Origin of the sequence: Pontibacter aydingkolensis, from assembly GCF_019443125.1 — a bacterium.
In the GTDB taxonomy this organism is placed as follows: domain Bacteria; phylum Bacteroidota; class Bacteroidia; order Cytophagales; family Hymenobacteraceae; genus Pontibacter; species Pontibacter aydingkolensis.
The window spans coordinates 469800-489744 of record NZ_JAHYXK010000002.1; the positions used below are offsets into that span (position 1 = coordinate 469800).

The 19945-nt window shown below is 42.3% G+C and carries 16 protein-coding genes; 2 read left to right on the forward strand and 14 right to left on the reverse strand.

From position 1 onward, the window contains the following. Nucleotides 1-52 precede the first annotated feature (52 nt). The 11 genes from K0O23_RS04400 to K0O23_RS04450 form a co-directional block, all read right to left on the reverse strand. A complete protein-coding gene (locus tag K0O23_RS04400) occupies nt 53-559 on the reverse strand; it encodes a DUF4385 domain-containing protein (protein WP_219876176.1) in 507 nt (168 codons plus the stop codon). Then, nucleotides 540-2516 (reverse strand): cation:proton antiporter domain-containing protein, encoded by a 1977-nt coding sequence (locus tag K0O23_RS04405; RefSeq protein WP_246596909.1) that lies wholly within the window; start codon nt 2514-2516, stop codon nt 540-542. The genes K0O23_RS04400 and K0O23_RS04405 overlap by 20 nt, the downstream gene beginning before the upstream one ends. A 1273-nt stretch (nt 2517-3789) precedes the next feature. After that, nucleotides 3790-5403, reverse strand: a complete 1614-nt coding sequence (locus tag K0O23_RS04410) for an Ig-like domain-containing protein (protein ID WP_219876178.1) — start codon at nt 5401-5403, stop codon at nt 3790-3792. A 75-nt stretch (nt 5404-5478) separates the two neighbouring features. Further along, on the reverse strand, nt 5479-6366 hold the full coding sequence (locus K0O23_RS04415) for a class I SAM-dependent methyltransferase (RefSeq protein WP_219876179.1): 888 nt from the start codon (nt 6364-6366) through the stop codon (nt 5479-5481). Continuing rightward, complete coding sequence (mnmG, locus tag K0O23_RS04420; protein WP_219876180.1) at nt 6367-8229, reverse strand: tRNA uridine-5-carboxymethylaminomethyl(34) synthesis enzyme MnmG; 1863 nt, start codon at nt 8227-8229, stop codon at nt 6367-6369. A 61-nt stretch (nt 8230-8290) separates the two neighbouring features. Then, on the reverse strand, nt 8291-8725 hold the full coding sequence (gene ybeY, locus K0O23_RS04425; protein WP_219876181.1) for an rRNA maturation RNase YbeY: 435 nt from the start codon (nt 8723-8725) through the stop codon (nt 8291-8293). Next, nucleotides 8709-9134, reverse strand: a complete 426-nt coding sequence (locus tag K0O23_RS04430; protein ID WP_219876182.1) for an ATP-binding protein — start codon at nt 9132-9134, stop codon at nt 8709-8711. The genes ybeY and K0O23_RS04430 overlap by 17 nt, the downstream gene beginning before the upstream one ends. A gap of 27 nt (nt 9135-9161) precedes the next feature. Next, on the reverse strand, nt 9162-12476 hold the full coding sequence (locus tag K0O23_RS04435; protein ID WP_219876183.1) for a DUF4175 family protein: 3315 nt from the start codon (nt 12474-12476) through the stop codon (nt 9162-9164). A gap of 141 nt (nt 12477-12617) precedes the next feature. Then, entirely contained in the window at nt 12618-13379 is a 762-nt protein-coding gene (locus K0O23_RS04440; protein WP_219876184.1) for an exodeoxyribonuclease III, read from the reverse strand. Nucleotides 13380-13560: 181 nt separating this feature from the next. Then, nucleotides 13561-13908 carry a hypothetical protein gene (locus K0O23_RS04445; RefSeq protein ID WP_219876185.1) on the reverse strand — a complete coding sequence of 116 codons (348 nt, stop codon included), beginning with the start codon at nt 13906-13908 and terminating at the stop codon, nt 13561-13563. A 79-nt stretch (nt 13909-13987) separates the two neighbouring features. Continuing rightward, entirely contained in the window at nt 13988-14341 is a 354-nt protein-coding gene (locus K0O23_RS04450; protein WP_219876186.1) for a carboxymuconolactone decarboxylase family protein, read from the reverse strand. Nucleotides 14342-14435: 94 nt separating this feature from the next. On the opposite strand from K0O23_RS04450, the gene K0O23_RS04455 reads away from it, so the two are divergent. Both K0O23_RS04455 and K0O23_RS04460 read left to right on the forward strand, forming a co-directional pair. Next, on the forward strand, nt 14436-15122 hold the full coding sequence (locus K0O23_RS04455) for a ComF family protein (RefSeq protein WP_246596910.1): 687 nt from the start codon (nt 14436-14438) through the stop codon (nt 15120-15122). 92 nt (nt 15123-15214) lie between these two features. Next, nucleotides 15215-16369, forward strand: a complete 1155-nt coding sequence (locus K0O23_RS04460) for a hypothetical protein (RefSeq protein WP_219876187.1) — start codon at nt 15215-15217, stop codon at nt 16367-16369. 326 nt (nt 16370-16695) lie between these two features. Here K0O23_RS04460 and K0O23_RS04465 read toward each other — a convergent pair whose 3' ends face one another. The 3 genes from K0O23_RS04465 to K0O23_RS04475 form a co-directional block, all read right to left on the reverse strand. Further along, nucleotides 16696-17457 carry a creatininase family protein gene (locus K0O23_RS04465; protein WP_219876188.1) on the reverse strand — a complete coding sequence of 254 codons (762 nt, stop codon included), beginning with the start codon at nt 17455-17457 and terminating at the stop codon, nt 16696-16698. Between the two features lie 102 nt (nt 17458-17559). Next, nucleotides 17560-18792, reverse strand: a complete 1233-nt coding sequence (gldJ, locus tag K0O23_RS04470) for a gliding motility lipoprotein GldJ (protein WP_219876189.1) — start codon at nt 18790-18792, stop codon at nt 17560-17562. Between the two features lie 63 nt (nt 18793-18855). Continuing rightward, nucleotides 18856-19872, reverse strand: a complete 1017-nt coding sequence (locus K0O23_RS04475; protein WP_219876190.1) for a PorP/SprF family type IX secretion system membrane protein — start codon at nt 19870-19872, stop codon at nt 18856-18858. Nucleotides 19873-19945: the final 73 nt, after the last annotated feature.

The following is a 19945-nucleotide window of genomic DNA, read 5'->3' on the forward strand; positions in this document are numbered from 1 at the left end:
AGATACGTGATTAACTAATTCTGTGGTTATACTTTACTGCTGATATGTTGCTTTATGCGCTGTATTTGGCTTTAAATTTTTCCATCAGTTGCAGATAGTCCTCATTTTGTTTTGCCTGATCCCACTTCTCTTTAAAGATCTCAGCTGACTTTGCTTTTACCGGATCCGGGTCCTGTGGCAACTGCTCTCTTCCATGTGCGCCGCTTTGGCCCTTCTTGTCGTCCGGAACCGGCCCGTCATACTTCTTCCCGCTTTTGTGGTTTGCGTAGCGCCTTGCCCTTGTATAGCCCATCTGCAGGTACTTGCGCGCCATGTCCGCACCTACGAAATCTTCTTGAGCCAGGTAATCCAGAAAAAGCTCGTATATCTTCTCTGATGATTCTTTGGCAACTTCCGGATTTTTAAAGCGCCAGTAGGGTAGTATTTCAGATTTGTATGGCTCTACCAATAATACGCCCTGCTCTCCCTTCCCTACGCTATACCTTTCCGGGTGCTTTCTGAAATCTGTTTTTTCGAAATCCTGGTCGTAATCAAATGGTTTAGATTTCTTTTTCTTCATATGCCATGGATGCTTGTTTTACCGGCACAGTCTGGTGCTCGGAGTACTGCTCAGGGTATACTACGATAAAACTGTTTTCCTTGTAGTCTTTTGATAGTACCCGCGGCACATAATCCATATTACTGTTGTAAGATATTGTTTTCTTTCTTGCCGAGATCACCACTACCATGTCATCTTTTTTCAGTTCTGACTTCATGTTAGCTATCTCGTTCAGGCTTGTGTATTGCTGGTAAGTAGCTTCTACTGCTGGCTTACTGCTGTTAACAGCTTGTTTTAGCTTGTTCAGGGTTCTTCTGCGAGCTCTGAAGATAATTGGTGCACCTAACTGCGTTGACAACAGTTTAACAGCTCTGATCCATCTTAAAAAGCCTCTTTCCAATTCTGCATTTGTAGGCACTATCACTACCAGCCTTCCTGTAGTGTTTAATGGTTGAATAAGCTTGCACACCAGAATCATCTCATCTGTATTGCTGAGCAGGTTATCCAATACAGAACCAAATATTCTATTGCTTGTGGTTATTTTAGCATTCCATCCCAATATCACTTCGGTAATCATCAGTTCTTTAATGGCCCTCAGTATACCGCTAGCTACGTTTACATCGATCTTAGAAACCAGTTGTACGTCGTTGTCCGTTGCCGAGGCGTGTGTAATAGCCTCCTGCAGCATTTTATTCTTTTTATAAATTTCCTCTTCGGCATGTTCGTTATCAATTACTACAGCTAAAGGATATATAGGAGCTTTATGTAGCGGGTTCTTCAGCATTACTGCCAGGTCTAAAAGCCTTTCTATCGTTTTCGGATTTCCTATCGGTACTAGTATTTTATCTGGCTTCTGGCTGAGATCTGGTTTTCTTCTGCTTTCCAGTATAGCCAGCTTTTTGCCTACTTTTTCTGTAGATAATGAGCTAACCAAACTTGAAGACAGGATTAACACTACTGCTCCGTTAAGTGCGCTCTCTCCTAACAAACCTATCTCATATCCTGCCAAAACCACTGCAAGTGTAGCTGCTGCATGCGCACTACTCAACCCGAATATCAGGTTGCGCTGCAACAGGCTAAATCCGAATACTTTTTGTGTAAAAAAAGCTGCTGCATATTTTGTTAATGGCGATAACACAATTATAGTAGCAGCTATCAACATGGCATTGGTGTCTGTGAACAATGTCTTCAGATCTACCAGCATACCTGTACTGATCAGGAAGAAAGGTATAAATATGTTGTTGCCCACAAATTCTATCCTGTTCATCAATGGCGATGTATGCGGTATAAGCGGGTTAAGTGCTAAACCAGCCAGAAACGCACCAATAATAGCCTCCATACCGGCTAGTTCTGATAAAAATGCTGCAGCAAATATGACTGTTAAAACAAATAAGTATTGAGCTCCCTTTTCGCTTTCAAGTTGCTTAAACATCCATTTTGCAATTTGTGGAAATAGCCATAGCACCACACCCACAAATGCTATCATTTTTAAAACCATTACAATCCAGAACACTGCATCCGTGGTTCCTTTTGTTGAGTTTATGATGATGGCCAGCACAAATAACACAGCTGTATCTGTTATCAGCGTTCCGCCAATTGTTATGGTTACTGCTTCGTTTTTACTTAAGCCCAATCGACTTATGATCGGATATGCTAGTAACGTATGTGGCGCAAACATACTTGCCAATAGTATAGCCGGCTTTATATCGTAATCATGCAGGTATAAGAAAACTAATGTACCAACGGTTATAGGAATAATAAACGTCAATGTTCCAAATACCACACTTCGAACTTTATATCTTTTAAAGTCGATCATGTCTATCTCCAGTCCTGCCTGGAACATGATGTATAACAAACCCACTGTTCCGAACAATACAATACTGGCATCTCTCTCAAGGATATGAAATCCGTTCGGACCCATTATTACCCCTGCTACTATTAGTCCTACTATGCCTGGTATATTAAATTTCTTTAGCATAATAGGTACTACCAGTATTACCAAAAGGACCAGTGTAAAAATCAGTACTGGTTCTTCAAAGGGTAATGTCAGGTTCATCAATAGCTTCATATGTTTTGTTGTGTCGTTTGTATATGCTTTAAAGATATAGAAATTTTATTTTACACTTTTGTGTCTCTTACTTTTCTTGATTCTCTTTTTTGTGTTCTCTTTCCACCTTTCCACATCATTCATAACCTAATAACTTTTTATAAGATGAATTTTTAAATAAATCTTCTTTTGTTATTTGCTGTGTTTATAAGTTGATAAGTTTTCTCATTTTTGAGAAGTACGTATAACTTGTTTACACGTGCAATTCTTTTCACCAACTCTTCCACATTGGCTACTGCTTCTTTTACTTGAATGTCAAATCATTAAATCTGTTTTCCACTTTTTACCACTTTTTGTGTATTTCTTTTTAAACACTTCTCATTTACGTGGATAATGCATTTCATGGGACCTACTTGTACACCCTAATCCACTTTTTGGTCTGTTTTTGGGAGTTCTTACCTACCCTTACTCTATAGTGTGTAAAGTTGTTCCTACGTTTCCCACGTTTGTCCACAGTTATTCCCACATTATTGTGGACTTATACCATAGGTATTTAAGTGCTCTGCAAGAGCCAATATTTATACAGTTTCTTTTAGAATTTATTCCAGAAAAGAAGTGATATGCAAATGCTGTATACCTCAAATTCTTATTGAACAATTTGAGTCATGCTATTTTCATATTAACTATATAGCTCATGCCCTGAACTGTTGTATTCCTTTTGAGTTGTACATTGAGGTTTAGGACTTTTCATTAATCCATGGGACATGCTCCGGTATTTATAGTTCAGAGGATTATACTTACTGGTGAATCATGTACTCATAATAAGTAGAATAATAAGATTTTACGCTTTATACTTTTATTACTGCCGAAGCTCTATCTTCTGCAGTTTTTTACAAGCTTCTCTTTAACTGTTGCAGATCTATTTATTTTTGTCAGTTTTTCTGTTTGCTTAAAGCATCACTGTAATGGCTTTTTAATTTTTTTGACTGAGCTTTAAAGGGTATTTTCTGAACCTGGCTTATTCCCTTTTTCACGCTATACTATTACTATGTCACTCAAAAGGATCTTTGGTAGAAACTGAGAATTCTCCTTTAGCTTCCAGCGTTGATCAAAACAGCTTTTTATACTTTAGGACTTTCAATAGTGATTGAAATAAAAAAGGGGAGCTCAATCGGCTCCCCTTTTGCAATATCTTATTTCTGATTTAGAACTCCAGCTTCTCTCCTTCCATTTCCCAGTTAGCTCTTACATCCAGGGTCTTGTTGTAGAGGTATACTTTCTCAGGCTGTCTTTTAAACTCAGGATCACCAGCATCCCATTTACCATTATTGTTTTCATCAATCAAAACTCTAATCCTGTAAGTGCCTGGTGTAATGTTTTTGAATTGGAAGGCTTTGGTATTATTAACTTCTTGTACCACCTTATAGTCTTGTGTTATCAGTTGTATGCTATATGAAGTATACTTTGTGCTTACCGTTCCTCTTACACTCCCTACTCCTCCACTCTCTGCTAATGTTAACGGTATTCGTGAAAAGCTCAAAGGTGCACCTTCCAGTGGCCTTACTGATGTACTGTCTATTACTATCGATATATTCCTGGTTTGTCCTTTCAGTTTTGGTATTCTTAAACGCATTTCAGTTCTCGTTGAATCTAATGCCAACTCTTCTGGATACCTTATTTTTGCTGCGACTATTGTGTCTGAAAGTATGCTTACCGGTTCCTTTCCTGTTATAGTAACAGGTGTTTCTAACTCCAGCGTCACCTCTGATCCGGCTGCGTAATTCTGGCTGTTTCTTGTGTTGGTAACTTTTAGTTGTGCTCCCTTTATGCGGCTTGCTCTTTTGCCTTCAAACTTAATATCAACTGTATCAGCGGTTATATTACCTGCGCTATCTACAGCTGTAAGTATAGTTTTTCCACCGGTGTAATTCTGAGTTTTAAACAGGTCTACAGCTTTGCCGTCTGTTAATATTTTATAGTTAAGCTTTTGTGTCGGTGCCTGAACCGGGTTTGCTCTAAATGTCCTAATTCCTTCGTTATAATTACCTGTGAACCGATCAGTATAAAATTCTCTACGGAGCAGAATTGGCTTCTTTGTGTCTATTTTTATCAACTCCAATGTTACCGGTTCTGTAGTTGCTGTTATATTAATTGGCTGCGCGAGGTAAGCTATTTTTTCATCTTCATTGTCGTAGAATGCATTATTGTTTTTATCTGCCAATGCATAAATTCTGTAGTCCCCTTCTTTTACGTTTGTCAATTCATACTTTCCTGCATCATCTGTCTGTGTTTGGTAGTATGGTTTGTTTTTTCGAATGCTTAGTGTGTCTCTTGTTGGATACAATGCCACTATTACTCCTTTCTGCGGTTGTTGCGTAAACAGGTCAACTACTGTTCCGGATACTTTGCTTGAATCAATAAAGCTGCCTGTGCTGAAGGATAGTCTAAGGTTTGCAGCCTTGTTCTTTTCCGTTATATCTGTAACCCCCTCCCTGAAATTGAAAGTATAAGTAGTGTTATCCAGAAACGGCTTTTCAAACTCAAGGCTCATTACGTTCCGGTTTGTTTTCAGTTTATACTTATTATCCGTATTGGGTGTAATCAGGAGCTCAGTGTTGAGTTTATTTTGTTGGACCTCTTCATCAAAGGTTAATGTAATGGTCTGTGTTCTTACATTTAACTCCTGATCTTTAGGATTGCTGCTTTGTAAGGTTGGTGGAGTCTGATCACGTTCGCCACCTTCAGGAGCACTTACACTGGCACATGATACCGCGATAAAGGTTGTGGATAAGATCAGAATAATCTGCGTTAGCTTCATTTATTGTAGGTTCTTTTTAAAGTAAAAGAGGCAAACTTTCGCTTGCCCTTCTTTACTTTTCTCTGGTTTTATACTTTATTTTTTGCGAGCTACAAATATCAGGCTCGAGTAGTCATTCCCATTTTTCTCTGCATAACTATTCGATTTGTATCCGTTCATTACACTGTTCAGCATTTTGGTTTTGCCTGCTTTATGCTTTTCGCTTAACATGCTTACATAGTATGCGTCGAACTTCATAGGAAGAACTTCTTCGAGCACCATCTTATGCTTTTTCATGAAGCGCTTCATTGTTGCCTGTGAAAAATGATACAAGTGGCGCGGTACATCATAGGCGGCCCAATTTTCTTTATAAAGTTGGGCATCGTGTGAGTCTGCATTGGGTACAGCAATAATCAGAGTACCTTCTTCTTGTAACATGTCTACCAGCTGGCTCATGGTCTCGTTCAAAGTATGGATGTGCTCGAGTACATGCCACAAGGTTATGATCTCAAATTTCTCGCCTTCCAGTTCGCTTATGTTAGAAGCTATGAGTTCTCCTGTTTCCTTAGATGCAATCTCCCTGGCTTTGGTGCTTGGTTCTATACCTCTTATTTCCCACCCGTCTTTTTTGCAGGCAGATAGAAAGACTCCGGTGCCACAGCCATAGTCAAGTATTGTTCCTTTTGCCGGTGCGTACCTGTTGATAAGCTCTACCTTTTGCTTGGTGGTTATAGAGCGTACTACATGGTAGGCCTTGTTTATAATTCCAGTCTTGGTGTTGCTATGCGATATGTAATCCTCGGATTCGTAATAGTTACCAATACTTTCAGCGTCTGGCCTTGGGTTGGTAAACTTGAAAGAGCAATTCTCACATTCCACAATTACAAAGCTTTCCTTTGAAACTGAGTTATCTGTTACTACCAAAAAGTTTTTGAAATCCTCTTTGCCGCAAACAGGGCATTGCTTCAGTCTTTCGTAGCTCATTTATTTTCCTAAGTATACCATTAAAACAGAAATATCAGCTGGCGACACTCCGCTTATTCTGGAGGCTTGGCCAATTGTTTCCGGTTGTACCTTCAGTAGTTTTTCTTTAGCCTCTGCAGATAGTGCCGGTATATCACGGTAATTTATTTTGCCTTTGATACTATAGTTCTCAAGCTCTCCCATCTTATTAGCCATCACATACTCTTTCTCAATGTAGCTTTCATACTTAACGGCAATACCTGCCTGTTCCACACTTTCTTTTTTAAACTTGCTCAGATAATCTGCTACTGCTGGTATGGCTTCGGCGATATGCTCTATCTCAACGTTCGGTCTTTTTATCAATTGCCCGGCACGCTGTTTTTCTACTATCGGAGCAGAACCTAACTCTTCCAGTTTACTGTTGATATCTCCTGGCTCAATCGGCTTGTTATTTAAATAAGCAATGATTTCACCTGTCTCTTCTATCTTCTTATCTACAGCTTTCAAACGAGATTCATCGGCTAATCCGAGTTCATATCCTAGTTTGGTTAGACGGATATCTGCGTTATCCTGGCGTAATAGGATGCGGTGCTCGGCACGCGAAGTGAACATGCGGTAAGGCTCATCTGTACCTTTGTTAACCAGGTCATCAATCAACACACCAATGTATGCTTCAGAACGCTTTAATACGAATGGCTTTTTGCCATGCACTTTATTGTGCGCGTTTATACCAGCCATTAGTCCCTGGCACGCTGCTTCTTCATAACCGGTTGTACCATTTATCTGGCCGGCAAAGTATAGATTGTTTACCAGCTTTGTTTCCAGTGTCAGGTTTAGCTGTGTTGGTGGGAAGAAGTCATACTCTATAGCGTACCCTGGTCGGAACATCTTTGCATTCTCGAATCCCACTATCTTACGCAGAGCTTTAAACTGCACATCTTCCGGCAATGAGCTAGAGAAACCATTTACATATACTTCCACCGTGTTCCATCCTTCCGGCTCCACGAATATCTGGTGGCGGTCACGATCAGCAAATCGATTGATCTTGTCTTCTATACTTGGGCAATAACGTGGGCCCAAGCCCTGAATACGCCCTTGGAACATCGGCGATTTTTCAAAGCCTGTCTTTAATATCTCGTGTACCTCAGAGTTCGTATAAGTAATGTAGCAGCTGCGTTGCTGTGAAAGTGGTTCTGTATCTGTATAAGAAAACTTAGATGGATTCTCATCACCGAACTGCTCCTCCATTTTGCTGTAGTCCAGGCTACGTCCATCCACACGTGGAGGAGTTCCGGTCTTCATACGGCCAACTTCAAAGCCCAGTTCTATCAATTGTTCGGTTATGCCTTTAGCAGATTTTTCTCCTGCTCTTCCACCCCCTAGTTGCCTCTCGCCAATGTGGATAATGCCATTCAAAAACGTGCCGTTAGTTAAAACTACGGCCTTTCCACGTATAGTTATCCCCAGATTGGTGAGCACTCCTACTGCTTTGCCGTCCGCTACTTCTATACCAGAAATCATCTCTTGCCAAAAGTCTACGTTGGCTGTCTGTTCCAATGTTAAGCGCCATGCCTCTGCAAATCGCATGCGGTCACTTTGAGCACGTGGGCTCCACATTGCAGGGCCTTTTGATTTGTTTAGCATTCTAAACTGGATCATGGTCTGGTCAGTAATAATACCGCTCATACCACCCAAAGCATCAACTTCGCGTACTATCTGTCCTTTTGCTACACCACCCATTGCCGGGTTGCACGACATTTGAGCAATGGTATTCATGTTCATAGTTGCCAACAGGACTTTCGAACCCATTTTTGCCGCCGCTGCTGCTGCTTCGCAACCTGCATGGCCGGCCCCAACTACAATTACGTCGTATTCTGGAAACATGTATTTCTGGATTTAGAGATGTTTCACGTGAAACATCATCTGGAGGTTGGTAATTCCTTTTTTACGATTTAAATTTTCGCAAAGATAAGGAAGAATCTTCTTGTTTTCGCATAAGCGCCTCTTGCTCTTCGGTTTTATCCTTAAAGCCAAGTAAATGAAGTACACCATGGATGATCACCCGGTGCAATTCATCTTCAAAAGTGGTGCCCAAATCTTTTGCGTTGTCCTTAATGCGATCTATGCTAATAAAAATATCACCTTCAATGATGCCTTCTTCGTCGGCATTATCAAAGGTGATAATATCAGTTAGCGTATCGTGGTCTAAATAGGATACGTTGATCTCGTGAAGGTATTCATCAGAGCAGAAAACATAAGTCAGGTTTACTAGTTCCTGCTCGTGTTGTTCGATTACATCATTGATCCACTCTGCAACTTGATTTGGGTTTTTTAGCTCGAACTCTATGCCTTCGCTAAAAAACTCAATTGGAAGATCCATTCTGAGATGGTATGATGTTAAAGACTAACTGTACTTTCTTGCCGTTCTCTTCGAAGTTTACCTGGTCACAAAGATTACGCATCAAGAAAATACCGCGGCCTCCCGGGTTTTCAAGATTCTCCGGAGAGGTAGGGTCAGGAAGGTTCTCATAGTCAAAGCCAGGACCTTCGTCCTCTACCTCAAATGTAAGTTGATTATGGTCTACCTGAAGCGTAAGATATACGTTTTTATCCTTATCGAATTTGTTCCCGTGACGGATGGCATTGTTTACAGATTCTGTAACGGCAACCATGATGTTACCATAAATGTCATCTTCAAACTCGAATTCATCTTTAGAGTTGTCAATAAAACTTTCAACCACTCTGATGTTTTCGATTAGAGAAGGAATCTGAATTTTAACCTGATTCATATTAATCGTTAAGTGTAAAATAGGTGCTTAATTATTACTTATATTCTGAAAGTATTCGTTTACCTTCTGTTTATAATATGGTGAAAGAGCAGGTGGAATAGTTTTAAGTAATTCTGTCTGCTTTTCTTTTGCTTTTAAATATTTCTCGAACGAAGGTGGCACTTTTCTGTTTACATCCTGAGCCGTCTTTGCTTCGCGCTTATTATCCAATTCACGCTCTCTTGCTGATTTCTCAGCTTCAAGAAGTCGAGTAAGTATTTCTCGTTGGCGCATGATGGTTTGTTCGGTCAAACGTTTATTAACGAGATCAGTTTCGCTTTGTTCCATCATCTTACTCAAATTTCCCATTTCGCCGTTCTTTCCTTTTTCGCCTGGCTTTTGGCCTTGTTTTTCAAGTTCTTTAAGTGCGTTTCGGAGAGCCTCCTGCTCAGCAGCCAATTTAGCTAATTCTTCAGAAAGTGCCTTACCTGTTTTGCCACCTTTTTTCAAATCTTCGATTTTTTTATTCAATTGTTGCTGAAGATCACCTAAATTTCCGGGTTGCGGCTTATTTCCTTTCTGTTTTCCAGCCATGTTGCCCTGCATTTGCTGCATGGCCTGCTGCATTTGTTTCAGTGCATCGTTCAGCATCAGGGCTAGGTTGTTCATACTTGTCATGGCTAATTGCTGCTGTGCTGTGGCGCGTCCCAGGTTACGATCACGGAGTTCCTGCATACTATTATCCATACTTTGGTTCATGGCAGCTACCTCACGGGTAACAAACGACTGTATCTGAAACACCTTATTAGCAAGCGAAAACAAACTGTCTTCTATAATCTTAGCATTATCGCGCAAGTTAAGCTGCTGCTGTGACAGTGCTATAAAACGGGGATCACTTTGGTTGACGCCACGGAACTGCTTCATTAGGTCTTCTTGGTCAAAGGAAAGCTTGATGAGGTTTTCCAGGATGTCGCGGAGGTGATCGAGGTTCTGCTGCATGCCCTGCATACCCATCTGGCTTTTCATCTGCTCCATTTGCTGGGCCATCTGCTCCATCTTCTGCCCTGCCTTCTGCTGTGAGTCGCTGGCTTTTTTGTTCTGGTTCTTCTGTAGTTGCTCCTGGCTTTGCTGCATGTCCTGCTCTATACTTTGCTGGTCCTGCTGCTGTTGCTGTTCGTCTAGTTGGTTAGGATTCTCCAGCTTATCATTAAGGTCCTTGAGCTCTTCCATCTGCTTTTTTACTTCCTCAAAGTCCTGCTGCAACTCTTTCTGCTGTTCCTGCAACTGTTTGTTCTCTTCCTGCTTCTGCTGGGTTTTATCGGCGAGTTGCTTCTGCTCTTTGGCCATTTCTTCCAACTTGTCGGTTACGTTATCCAGCTTTTGCTCAAACTGCAGTTGCTTGAAAAGCTCCAAGGCGCGTTCCAGTTCACGCTCCAGGTTACGTTCACGGTTATCAAGTTTACTTAACAGCTTCTGAAGTTCGGTATCGTTAGGACGCTGCTGCTCTAATAACTTCTCTAGTTCCTCATAAAGCTTCTTGGTTTCCGGGTCCAACAGGTCTTCCATCAGCTTTTGAAGTTCCTGCGCCTTTTGGGCCAGTTGCTTATCCTGCTCGCTAAGCATATTTTGCTTTTTGTTCAGCTCCTCAAACAATTGTTTCATAGACGAAATGTCCTGCTCGAGTTGTTTCTTCTTCTCTATCAGGTCCTCCAATTGTTTTTTGTCCTGCCAGTTAAGGTCGCGCTTTGTCTTCATCTTCTCCTCAGATTTTGAGAGGTCTTTCTCTAACTGGTTGGCCTTTTCAAGCGTTTTACTTAGCTGGCTGGCAATAGATTGAGAGTTGGTGTCGAGTTCTTTCTGAAGATCGCGCTTGTCAGGTATTTTTAACTCAAACATGCGGGTACGTGCGCTTTTCGGACCGTTAATGCCGTCGTTATCCCATACCTGCATAAAATACTCTACTTTATCGCCGGGTTGCAGGTTTAAGTCAGCGGTATTCCACTGGTAGTAGTAAGTCTGGATGAGTTGGTTAGCACTTAGCGGCAGGTTTACACTTTTATAATTTGCCTGAGGATTTTTAGTGTTGCTAATGCGGTATGTAAGCGAAAGGCGGGTTAAGCCATAGTCGTCAGATACATCGCCGCCAAGCACCATAAATCTGTAAAGAGCCGTGTCCTGGTATTGCTCCAGGCTGATCTGTGGCAACCGGTCCGGAATGGTATTGATCTGGTAAGTGATTTGCTCTTTGTTAGTGCTGTGAGCATTTTGCAGTTTTATACTATAGTTCTGGTCCTGACTAAACTTTTTGCTGGCTGTAAATGAATCGCCGTTTTTATTAGCATTTATACTTTGGGCAGGCTGCTCAAAAGTAAGGTTTATACTTTCGGTTTCAGTGGCTTTAAAGTTCCAGCGAATGGTGCTGCCCTCCGGAACAGTGGCATTACCGGTATTCTGGACATACTCTGGTTTGCGTTTAAGGTAAGCCGGGTATTCTACCTCCAGGTAAAAGTCTTTGAGGTTTGGTCGGGAGAGCAATTCGAGTGCATACTCATCAGACATAAAACCTGAGCCTTCTAACTGAAAGTCTATACTTCTTTGCGGCTGCTTAAATGTATACGAATAACTGCCATCAGCGCTTTGAGTAAGCTTTTGGCGGCGGCCACTATAGTTGATGTATACTTCATTTGGAACAGTTTGCCCTTCTACATTAACTTTAAGTTCAAAGTCTTCTCCTCTATAAGTCTGTAGTTTATCGTTTTTTACCACAAACTGAAAAGGAGCCAGCGGGGCATAGTAGCGCTTATAGTTGATAATGCGTTCGGTGCCCTGTACAAATATAGTGGGATATACCAGCACAATAAGCAAAGCAACAATGGCTGGTAAGGCCACATACTTTAAAAGCGGTTTATTTTCGCGGTAGGTTACAGCTTCTTTAAACTTAAAAGGAAGCAACTGGCCGGAACGCTGCTCAATACTGGCAGCAATAAGCTCGTTGGTGCGATCTAGGTTCTTTAACTGGATGGCGTTGAGTAACTTATCTTTTATTTCAGGATAATGAGAGCCTACACGAAGAGCAGCCTGTTCGTCGGTAAGGGCTTTTTTAAGGTTGGCTAGTGCTGATATTGGCAAAACGATCCAGCGGACCAACACATATATAACTACCGCAATAAAAGAGAACAGCAGGAAACCACGCACATACTGCGGGAAGTAAAACATATACTCCAGCAAACTGTAAACGATGTAAATAGACAACAGGAGCCCAACAGCAAAAATGCTACCCCTCAAAAGCATGTTAAGGTAGAACTTCTGTTTGAACTCCTGCAGCTGATGCAGCAGTAAATCTAGCGCATCGTTATGTTTCATGTGGTACTCTTTACGAATTACTTCATTTGCTATAGTAATGGATTAACAAAAGGTGCTTAACTCCCTGTAATATAATACATGAAGTTATTTGACTGACCCTTAAAGTATAAACTTTAATTAATCGTATTTTAGTATACGGCTTTAATCAATTTCAAGCAGTACAGGGCAATGATCAGAGTGTTTAGCTTCTGTAAGTATGGCAGCGCGTTTTAAACGGTGACGCATGTTTTCGGTAGCCATATTGTAATCAATACGCCAGCCAAGATTTTTGTTGCGTGCCCCTGCCCTGTAACTCCACCAGGTATAATTGTGCGGTTCTTCGTTAAAGTGTCTGAACGAGTCAACAAATCCACTCTCGATCAGTTTACCCATCCAGGTGCGTTCTTCCGGTAAGAAACCTGAGCTGTTGGCATTTGACTTTGGATTATGTATATCTATAGCCTGATGGCAGATGTTGTAATCGCCGCTAACGATTAAACCCGGAACTGTAGATTTTAGGTCTCCGATGTAGCCATAGAAATAATCCATCCACTGGAATTTAAAATTCTGACGCTCCTCCCCACTAGACCCGGAAGGCATATATACGCTCATTACAGAAACATCGCCATAGTCTGCGCGCAAAACACGGCCTTCTACATCGTAGCATTCTATGCCGCAGCCTACCTCTACGTGCTTTGGCTTCTCTTTAGAAAGTATGGCCACACCACTATAGCCTTTTTTTACTGCCGGATGAATGTATACATGGTAGCCGAGGTCCTCAAACCTTGCTTTGTCAAATTTAGATTCATCGGCTTTTATCTCTTGTAGGCAAAGCACATCAGGGTTGGCAGCCTTAAGCCAAGTATCAAAGCCTTTAGTAAGCGCAGCACGAATACCGTTAACATTATAGGTAATAATTTTCATGGGTGAATATGGAATTGCGTATCTCGTAGCACGTATTAAGTAGCACGACTTTTTCTTTTGCCAGTATCTTTGGTAAGAAAAAGCAGCGAGGATATAAGTACAAGATTGAAAATTTTATACTTCATAGTAAGTATAGCTGAAAGTCGTGCTACCTGATACCTGCTACGAGATACGTTAAAATTTAAGCTTCCTCAGATCTGTTAAAATATTCGATTACGTGCCATTTAAGCATGTTTTCCTGCTCTCGCAGGTTAGCAAACGGAATGGTTTTAATAGCCTTGTAATGGGGCCAGCCCTCTTCGTCGCGGCCGGTAAACTCGTAGTAACCCGACTGGCTGAAAACACGGCAGGTGGCAATGTGCATCAGATCCTGCTTCTCCTCTTTGGTAAACTCCCGAATGCCCATGCCCAGTTCCTGTATACCTATCAGAAAAAGTATAGCGTTCATGTCCGGCTTCTTCCCAAAGCGTTTCATCAGGTCGGCCCGAAGCTGCGTCCAGTTATGTTCTAAATTATCGGAGTCGTACATTTCTTGATTGTTGAATTGCTGATTGTTAATTTTTGATTGCTGGAATTTTAACAATCAAAAATTAACAATCAGCAATGATTTATTCAGCAGATCCTCTCTGCTTTAATTCTTCCCAGTACTCTAAGGCACGGCGGAAATGCGGGATAACGATGGAACCGCCTACCAGGTTGGCGATAGAAAATACCTCCATGATCTCCTCATCAGTTAAACCTTCCTGGTAACACTTTTCTACATGGTATTTAATGCAGTCGTCGCAGCGCAGTACCATAGAAGCAACCAAACCCAGCATTTCTTTTGTTTTTACGTCGAGGGCACCGGCCATATAGGTGTTGGTGTCGAGGTTAAAGAAACGTTTGATCACTTTATTGTCGTAAGACATGATGCGCTCATTCATGCGCGTGCGGTAGTCATTGAATTCTTCTACTAAGCTCATTGTTGTATGTTCTATTGCTGTAAAAGCAGGTAAAAATATAAGTATAAAGTTACTAGAAATTACTCAGATTACCTTAAACCAATGTGGCCATACAATGTTTGAAGACCTGCTTTCGCTTTTATTCCCAGAGAGTTGTTATGCCTGCGACGGAGCTATGGCGCGTGGCGAAAAGTATATTTGTACAGGTTGTAATATCAAACTACCCTATACCGATTACCATCTACACGGTGCTACAGAACTAAATCCGCTGCAGCGGCGATTCTGGGGTAAAGTGCAGGTGCGTTATGCATTTTCGTACTTGTTATTTATGCCCAAAGGCCGGGTGCAGCGCATTTTGCATAAGCTAAAGTATAAAGGAGCCAAAGAACTAGGCGAGCACCTGGGCAAGCGTTACGGCTCTCTCCTCTCCGATCACCACTATCACGAACAATTCGACCTGGTAGTACCTGTACCCCTGCACAAGTATAAACTGCGCCGCCGTGGCTATAATCAGTCGGACTGCTTTAGTAAGGGTTTATCTGAAAGTATGCAACTACCATTTAAAGCCGATGCTTTGATGCGTACATTAGACACTGGCACTCAGACACGAAAGAACAGGCTGGACCGTTGGTATAATGTGGAGCAGGTATTTCAGGTGAAACATCCGGATAGTGTGCAAGGCAAGCGCATACTTTTGGCAGATGATGTAATGACCACAGGAGCCACATTGGAAGCTTGTGCAGCAGCTTTACTGGCAGCAGGCGCTACAGAAGTAAGCGTAGTTACTATAGCAGCAGCTTAAATGGGTACTATCATGCAAATAGAACTGAATTATACTGATTTGATGTTTCTCATAAAGTTTCTCAACAGGCAGCTATTTCTATTGAATCTCAAATGAAATTTCGAAATAATTTTAAGAGCAACCACCTGAGAGGCAAAGCTTATCGAAGGGCGGCGCTGTGGGCACTTGTGTTGCTGGTGATTATTAGTATGTGGGCAGCCGGCCCTCCGGTTGCCAGTACAGAACCCATTATTTTAAAAGAAAAGCCTTTACCAATTGCGCCAAAAGAATTCTTTATTGCCAATGTAATAGACGAACGGCAGAACAAAAAAGCCATAGCCTATCTTTTTCCGGCACCCGTTGGCGCTGCAATGCCTACCAAAGCCGTTCCTGTAGACCTTAAAGGTGGAACCCAGGTGGCTCTACAGCAATACCTGCGCAAGAACCTGCCGCACAACACAAAGCTGCGTCCGGTGGTTATGCACTTAAAGGAGTTAAATGTAACAGAATCTGCTCCGGCAAAAGGCCGCGTGGAAGGCCGTGTAGTTTCTCATGTTATGTTTAGTTACTTACGCGATGGAGAGGAGGTGCCGCTAATGGATCATCAGGGAGGCATAAAGTATAATCGCCCTGCAAGTCAGCAAGATGTGGTGGAGCCGTCTATCCGGCAGGTGATAACAGAATCGCTGCGCTACTTTGACGGTTGGATGAACCAGGAAGCTAACAGAAGTGAGCTACTGGCAAAAAGCCTAAAGGTTAGTTTTACCGATTATACTACTGACAGAAAAGACGACACAGTATTTTATACTTTGAGCAGGCCCCTGAAATGGATGGATTTTCTGGCCAACCCTACTAAGGAGAGCCGTTATGCCGCAGCTGTTTACCCGGGTTTTGCTTATGAAGGAAGAAATGAGGTAAAGAACGGGGTCATACATTTAAACCTGACTATGAAGGTGTTTGTAGTTAAAAGCGCTTCGTGGGCTAAAGCTGCTGCTCGTGATGCTTATACTTTGAACCACGAGCAACGCCATTTTGATATCGTAAAACTGGTAGCAGAGCGTTTCAAGCAAAAGCTGCATCCTGATAGCCTTACCATAGGTGACTACAACAGCATCATGCAGTATAAGTATATTGAGTCGTTCAGGGAGATGAACCGCCTGCAGGAACAGTATGACAGAGAAACTGCCCACGGAACTAAGCAACTGGAGCAGGCACGCTGGAATCAGAAAATAGACGATGAACTACGTGCCTTTAAGGTGAAGAAGTAGGTTTAGTTGCTAAACGGCCGGATTGTTAGTTCAGTAACATGAGGTCCAACCACCCCTAGCCTCTCAGAGCTACGCTCGCTAGTTTCGAACTCCCGTTCTCACTAGTCCAAGGCGGGGAGTTTTTATTACTGCTTCAACCGCCATCACCATAGCTACTTACTTCTCTTTTTTTGTCATCCTGTGAAGGATCTTGGTTGAAGGGAGGCTAAGTGGCAACAACAGAGTTTATACTTTTGCTAAAGTAGTAGCAAAATTCCCCGCCTTGGATAAGGAGGGACAGATGGATTATGCGAAACCGCTGATAAAGTACACACTATAGCACTTAACTACTCATACCTCTCCTTAATATTCACTTCAGCCAACTGCAAATATAGCTCCGCCATCTTCTCAGTAACTACTTTAAAGAATCTCTCTCCTTTATCTTTTGTAGCAGCTTTAGGGTTCCCAATACCAGTATCTTCTGTTACCATAGACCATTGCCTTTCCGACCAGGCCCATCCTTCTCTTATTCCCTGTATCTTAGATTTTCTTTCTTTGCCCTCTCCTGCCTCTTCTAATGGCAGAACCAGTTCAGGCTTTAAATGAAGTATAAGGCTTGTTTCCATTTCGTCGGCGTGGTCGCCTTTTTCATCAAAGTATAAATGTTTGTCGGGTAGCTGAAACCAGTTGCTGCTTACGAGAAGCATCTCTGGGAAACGCAGACCTAATTCGCGTAGTATAGGCTTAAAATCGTTGCCGCCGTGGCTGTTTACGATGAGCAGCTTTTTGATGCCTTGCCTGTTCAGTACTTCTACTATATCACGTACGATGGCTAGCTGTGTGCTCGGGTTCAGGTTAATGTCGAATTTTATATCAGCCTGGCCAGTATTTACGCCAAAAGGTATAACAGGTAGCACTGTTATTTTTGCTCCTTTTTCCCAGGCTATCCTGCCTGCTTCTGCGGCTATACTTTCAGCTTCGTAAATATCGGTGCCATAAGGTAAATGATAGTTATGGGCTTCTGTAGCCCCCCATGGAAGTATAGCTAATTCTACCTCCTGCTCTTTAATAGCTTTCCAGTTAGATTCTGCAAGTATATATGGCCTCATAGGTATAGCTTTTGAGTAAAGTATAAAAGTACAGAAAGTATAAAATAAAAAAAGCCTGAGGTTTTACCTCAGGCTCTTCTAATATTTAAAAGAATCGTTTACTTATCTGTTAGATCCGGCGTTGATCATCGCGCAACGGAAACCGATTGTTGCAGTAGATGAATCCTGTGTCATAAAACGACGTGTACCAGGAGATAACCAGTAAGCCACATCTTTCCATGAACCACCTTTGTAAACCTTCACTTCATCCGTAATAAGTGAGTGGAAACCTTCGCTAGAGTCATAGTTCTCTTTCTCATCCAGGTAACCGTCACGACGGAATGGGTTAAGGTCTTCTACGTCCTCAAACGAAAGCGGACGGTATGTGTCCTGTACCCACTCGTTCACGTTTCCGGCCATGTTGTACAAGCCAAAGTCGTTTGGAGGGTAGCTATAGATATAGTCTGTGATCATGGCACCGTCGTTCAGGGCACCTGCAATACCAGCATAGTCACCACGGCCACGCTTAAAGTTAGCCAGGAATTTACCCATTTCACGGCCGTACGGGTTACGTACCTGGTGGCCATCCCAAGGATAAAGTCTGCGGTTATTCTGGTTTTCGTCTTCAGAGTACTGAGTACCAATCATAGCCTGAGCCGCATATTCCCACTCAGCCTCTGTTGGTAGGCGGTAGTTCGGCAATACATAGCCAGACTCAATAGATGGCTTGCTACCTTCTACAGGTTCGGCGCTGCCACCTCTACGGCCAAACAGGCCTCTACGACCGCCGCCACCTTCTGCTTCTTTTGCCAGGTTTTCGTTAACCTTAGCTGTGCGCCAGATAGCATAATCATTAGCCTGTAACCAGCTAACGCCAACTACCGGGAAGAAACGGAAACCAGGGTAACGCAGGTAATACGTTACGTAAGGGTCATTGAAAGACAGTTGGCGAGACCAAACTGTGGTATCTGGTAAAGCAGCCGTGTATACTTCAGGCAAAGAGTCTTGCTTTAAGTAGTGCAGGTACTCCAGCCAGTGAATGTTAGCCACTTCGGTTTCGTCCATAAAGAAAGAAGCTACAGTGACCGTGCGCTCCACGTTGTCGCGTGTCATGGCTACATCTTCTTCCATAGAACCTAATACGGTGCGGCCACCTTCAATAAAGATCAGTCCTGGGCCTCCCTCAATATCAGCATAATCGTTCACCTGGAAAGATTTTTCATCCTCTCCATACTCAATACCGGTAGCGGTACTGTAGTCACCAGGGTTTCTGCTAGTAGGCTGGCCTCCTTTAGAGCAAGCTGTCAGGAGTAAACCTCCCAATACTGCAGCCGATAGATACTTTGCAAACTTCATAAAATAGTATCCAATTAATATAAGGTTCTTTTAACGTAAATTAAGGTGCAATTATAAATAAAATTAGAATGCCGGACAAGGAATGCGTCTGTTAATTTTGCGTCCTGAGCGGCTTCCAAACAATTTATCAATTTCAAGTTGTTCAAAAACAAGAGAAATCTCATTAGCCCCTCCTGCCTGCCTACTAATGCCACTTAGCCCGATATCGTGGCTAAAGCCAATTTTTAAGGTTTCTATTTGCAATCCTGCTATTACGGACAAGGCTTGGTCTTGGTTAGTTCCAGATGTAACCGGAATGCCTTTATATATTATACCTAACGTAAGCGGCGTATATATAGTATGTAAACCAAAATCAGCACGATTAAAATTATTCTGATGAATATAAGTGGCTGATGGTGTAAAGCTTAGCTCGAAAAGGCGCCCTTGCTCTACATAAGACCTCGCATAGAATTTATATCCGGTGTTTACTACATAGCCAATAGGTAATCTAGTCTCATTCTCAAAGCCATAGGCGGGCTTATTAAGGTTTGCCACTTTTAGCCCCACCCAAAACTGATCAGAGTATACCAACCCCCCTACGGTAAAACTTAAATAACTGTTGGGTTCAAATTTGGCAGCCTCGGCAGAGGTGACCGCAATCTGCCCATTATCAGATAGTTGGTCGCCAAAAACTAAATTATCAAAGTTAACCCTGAGCGATGCGATGCTTACCTGCAAACCCGCTGCTATAGCCCATTTTTCAGTTAAAGCAGTGTGGTGGGCATAGCCTGCGGTTGCCTGTAGTTTTTGAAGTCCTCCGATACCGGCACGGTCCTGCTGCACTGCCAGGTTTATTGCACTTTTTGAATTTCCGAGCCTGTAATCGGCCGTAAACTGGTTGGTGATAAAAGACCCATTAAGGGCTGGCCATTGGTTGCGGTGCGACAAAGAGGCACTCCAGTTGTGGTTAAGGCCGGCAAAAGCGGGGTTTAAAGATAATCTGTTGGCATACTGCTGCGTAAAATGAGATTCCTGCGCCAAAGCTGTAAGGCAGTAAAGGCAAAGTATAATAACGCTGCAGAATCCCTTTTTTAATCGCATAGCTTTTTTGCTAAAACCATAAGGTTACTTAACTCAGTATACTTTATAAATATGGAGGCAATATTTAGCACGG